Origin of the sequence: Actinoplanes sp. NPDC048791 (assembly GCF_040650095.1) — a bacterium.
Lineage (GTDB): Bacteria > Actinomycetota > Actinomycetes > Mycobacteriales > Micromonosporaceae > Actinoplanes.
The window spans coordinates 1-4,453 of the sequence record NZ_JBEZGQ010000725.1; the positions used below are offsets into that span (position 1 = coordinate 1).

Genomic DNA, 4,453 nt, shown 5'->3' on the forward strand with positions numbered 1-4,453 from the left:
GCGGTGCTGCGCTCCCGCGCCTGCGATGCCGCACCCGCGCGCGGAGCCGTGGGCGCGGGTGCGGAGCCGTGCGCGCGGGGGCGAGCCGTGCGCGTGTTTTACGCGGCCGTGCGCACCCTCGCCGGCACGTGGACGCTCGGCTTCCTGGGAGCCGTTGGGTCAGAGGAGTTCGGCGGGGTCGATCTGGATGCGGATCGGCAGGTTGGACTTCTTCACGCTGCGTACCGCCGCCGCCTCGTGCAGAGCTCGGGCCAGCGCCGCCGCGCGCCCCCGGGAGACCCGCAGCAGCATGCGTTCCTGGTCGTCGGCTGCCGGGACCGGACCGAGGAGTTCCACATCGTCGGGCAGGCGCGCCGCGTCCAGGAACTCGGCCACCGCCTCGGCCTTGCCGGTCACGCTGGCCATCCGGGCCGCCGGCGGGAAGCCCAGTTCCCGGCGTTCGGCGAGCTCGCGGGCCGCGAACCAGCCCGGGTCCCAGCGCAGCAACGCCTGCACGGGTGCCAATGAACCGTCGGCCACGACCACCACCCGGCCACCCGCCGGACCGGGCCGGGCCAGCGCGGCCGCGGACAGCCAGCGCCGCATGGTCTCCTCGGCGGCCCGTAGATCCGCCCGGGACAGCAGCGCCCACGTGTCCAGCAGCAACACCGCGCCGTAGCCGCCCTCGGCGACCGGCTCCGCTCCTGGTGTGGCGACGACGACGGCGGCCGTTCCGGGAACGGTGGTCAGGATCTCGTCCCGGCCGGAGGTGCGCACCGGGAACCCCGGGAAGGCCCGGCCGAGCTCTTCCGCCGTACGCCGGGCACCGGTCACCGAGGCCCGCAGCCGCCGCCCACCGCAGGCCGGGCAGGCGTAGTCGGCCGCGGCCCGGCCGCACCAGTGACAGGCCGGCACGTCCCGCGAACCGGCAAGCCCCAGTGGACCGGAGCAGTGCGGGCACCGGGCCGGGGTGCGGCACTCGGCGCAGGCGGTGGACGGAAGGTAACCCCGCCGCGGCACCTGCACCAGCACCGGCATCCCGGCCTGCAACGCGCCACGAGCCGCCTGCCAGGCAAGACTCGGCAGCCGCGCGGTCACCGCACCGGGATCCCGCGCCAGCTGCGGATCATCACCGGTCGGCGCGATGGCCGGGCTGCGCGCCCGCAACGTGCCACGATCGGCGACGATCTCCTTGGCCCATCCGGTCTCCAGCAGCAACTGCGCCTCACCCGTGCGGGCGAAACCCCCGACCAGCGCGGCGCAGTCGGCGAGCTGCGCGCGGGTGAGCAGAACATCCCGGGCATGCGGGTACGGCGCCCGCGGCTCGGCGTGCAGGTCATCCCCGTCGTCCCAGATGACCACGAGCCCGAGATCAGCGACGGGCGCGAACATGGCAGCCCGCGTCCCGACGACAACAGGCACCCGGTGCCGGCTGGCGGCGAGGAACCTCCGATATCGCTCAGCCGGCCCAGCGGCGGCGTTGAGGGCGACATGCCGCCCATCACCGAGCACCACGGTCAGAGCTTGATCGAGCCGCTCCAGATCTCGCGCGTCCGGCACCACGATGACCACACCCCGGCCACCCCGGACGACGGCCCGGGCAGCCTCAGCGATTCGCGCGGGCCAGTCCTCCCCGGGCAGCGCGGACCATACGGCCCGAGCCGGCCGGGCCTGCTCCAAGGCGTGCATGAAGGCCCCGCCGGTGGGATAAATCCCCCACCCGTGCGCGCCTGCCTCCGGCCGGACGTCACCGCGAGCCGCGGTCTGGTCGAGTTCGGCGTCGGTCGGCTGGTCCTCTGCTACCTGGGCGAGCTGCACCTCAGCGACCGTGCCCGGTTGGACCGACCGCCCACCCGCCGAACCGGGCTCCGCACCTGGGTCAGATTGTTGCGCCCCCGCAGAAGGTGACTGATCCGATAGATCCGGCACGACGGTGGGGGAAGTCGTGGTTTGTGACGGCGCCGAAGCCACCGCTCCCGCAGTGGCGAATGCGAAGGCGGGAGTCGCTCTGTCGGGACGGCCAAGAGCCACTGCACCCCCAGCCGCAGCGGGGTGACTGGAGCTCATCGCAACCGAAACGCCGACGACCTCAGCGGAGGCGGCAGCCGCCACCTCCGGACGGTCAGAAGCGCCAGCAGCATCGACGCCCGCAGGTAGCGAAGACGCTGTCGCCGAGCCGGGCGGTGGATCAACAGGAGGCGGAGTGGCCTGGGCTTCCGCGCGAGCGTGACGAGGCGGCACAGCCAGCCGCAGCACATCCGAGAGATTCCCCGCGTACCGGTCAGCGACAGCGCGAGCCAGCCGCGCCACCTCCGGGTCCAGCACCCGCTCCGGCGAGACCACTTTGTCCAGAAAGGCCAGCTTTCCGCCGTGCGGGCTGGACTCGGCCCGTTCCAGGAGGAAGCCGTTCACCAGCTGCCCGGCGAAGCGGACCTTCACCCGCACCCCCGGCTGCGCAGCCTCGTCGTCGGCCGCGGAGACCAAGTAGTCGAACGGGCGGTCGAGGTGGGCCAGCGGCACTTCGACGCTCACCCGGGCGACCGGCAGCCGCGGTGCCGGCTCCCGGTCGGGTTTCGCCTTCGCCGCCTTCACCCGCACATTCTGGCGCGCGGGTACGACATCTTCCGGCGCAAACAGCACGGGTGCCTCGACCGGAGTCGAGGCACCCGTTCCTGGCGTCACCAAGCTCAGGCCGCGGCGGACTTCAGGTCCTGGGCGCGGTCCGTGTTCTCCCACAGCAGCTCCGGCAGTTCGCGGCCGAAGTGGCCGTACGCCGCGGTCTGCTGGTAGATCGGGCGCAGCAGGTCCAGGTCGCGGATGATCGCGGCCGGGCGGAGGTCGAACACCTCGTTGATGGCCTTCTCGATCCGCTCCACCGGCACGTTCTCGGTGCCGAACGTCTCGACGAACAGCGACACCGGGTGCGCCTTGCCGATCGCGTACGCGACCTGCGTCTCGCACCGCTCGGCCAGGCCGGCGGCGACCACGTTCTTGGCCACCCAGCGCATCGCGTACGCCGCCGAGCGGTCCACCTTCGACGGGTCCTTGCCCGAGAAGGCGCCGCCGCCGTGACGGGCGTAGCCGCCGTACGTGTCAACGATGATCTTGCGGCCGGTCAGGCCGGCGTCGCCCATCGGGCCGCCGATCTCGAAGCGACCGGTCGGGTTGACCAGCAGCCGGTAGTCCTCCACGTCCAGGCCCAGGCCCTCGAGCTCCGGGGCGATGACGTGCTCACGGACGTCCGGGGTCAGCAGCGACTCCAGCGAGATGTCGGCCGCGTGCTGCGACGACACCACGACCGTGTTCAGCCGCACCGGGCGCAGGCCGTCGTACTCGATGGTGACCTGGGTCTTGCCGTCCGGGCGCAGGTACGGGATCGTGCCGTCCTTGCGGGCGCTCGACAGCCGCCGGGCCAGCCGGTGGGCCAGCGCGATCGGCAGCGGCATCAGCTCCGGGGTCTCGGAGCAGGCGAAGCCGAACATCATGCCCTGGTCGCCCGCGCCCTGGGCGTCGAGCGCGTGCTCGGAGTTGCCCTCGCGCAGCTCGACCGCGCTGTCCACACCCTGGGCGATGTCAGGCGACTGCGAGCCGATCGACACGCTGACGCCACAGGACGCGCCGTCGAAGCCCTTCTTGGACGAGTCGTAACCGATGCCCAGGATGGTCTCGCGCACGATGCTCGGGATGTCCGCGTACGCCTTGGTGGTCACCTCGCCGGCCACGTGAACCTGGCCGGTCGTGATCAGGGTCTCCACCGCGACGCGGCTGCGGGGGTCCTGCGACAGCAGGGCGTCGAGAATACCGTCGCTGATCTGGTCAGCGATCTTGTCCGGGTGGCCTTCCGTGACCGACTCGGAGGTGAACAGGCGGCGTGCCACGGTGCTCCTCAGATTTGTCGAAGTTTCGTTCCGCGGCAGTGTAGTCACCACCGCTGTAGTGACGCCGGGGCGGTCTCAGCCCGTCCCAAGCGCGCCGACCTGCGGATCAAGGCGCCCGGCAACCTGATCCCATATCGCATCGGCTACATCGTCTTTCGGGAGTTCCCCCAGCGCGGTGGTGCTCCCGTCGGCGCCCAGGATCGTGACCGTGTTGTTGTCCGACCCGAAGACCAGGTCGACGCCCACCTCGTTAACGACGATGAGGTCGGCGCGTTTCCGGACCAGTTTGCCGCGGGCGTTCTCCAGCGCGTCGTGGGTCTCCGCGGCGAAGGCGACGAGCAGCTGACCAGGGCGTTTGGTCGCGCCGAGCTCGGCTGCGATGTCCGGGTTGGTGACCAGCTCGAGGGTGGGCGCCGTACCCCCGTCGCTTTTCTTGATCTTCTGGCCGGCGACCGCGGCCGGCCGGAAGTCGGCCGGGGCCGCCGCCATGACCACGACGTCCGCGTCCGCGGCGGCCTCGACCGTGGCCTTGCGCAGCTCCTCGGTCGTGCCGACGCGCACCACGTCGGTGCCCGCCGGAACGTCCAGAGTGACGT

Annotated in this window: 3 protein-coding genes; all 3 read right to left on the reverse strand. The window is 72.0% G+C overall.

All coding sequences use genetic code 11. The features are described from left to right. Positions 1-159: 159 nt before the first annotated feature. Positions 160-2,511 carry a primosomal protein N' gene (locus AB0C29_RS35520; RefSeq protein ID WP_360829848.1) on the reverse strand — a complete coding sequence of 784 codons (2,352 nt, stop codon included), beginning with the start codon at positions 2,509-2,511 and terminating at the stop codon, positions 160-162. 155 nt (positions 2,512-2,666) lie between these two features. Further along, a complete protein-coding gene (gene metK, locus AB0C29_RS35525; protein ID WP_360556205.1) occupies positions 2,667-3,857 on the reverse strand; it encodes a methionine adenosyltransferase in 1,191 nt (396 codons plus the stop codon). Between the two features lie 75 nt (positions 3,858-3,932). Further along, positions 3,933-4,453 (reverse strand): phosphopantothenoylcysteine decarboxylase (locus AB0C29_RS35530; protein ID WP_360829846.1); only part of this gene is annotated, 521 nt, incomplete at its 5' end.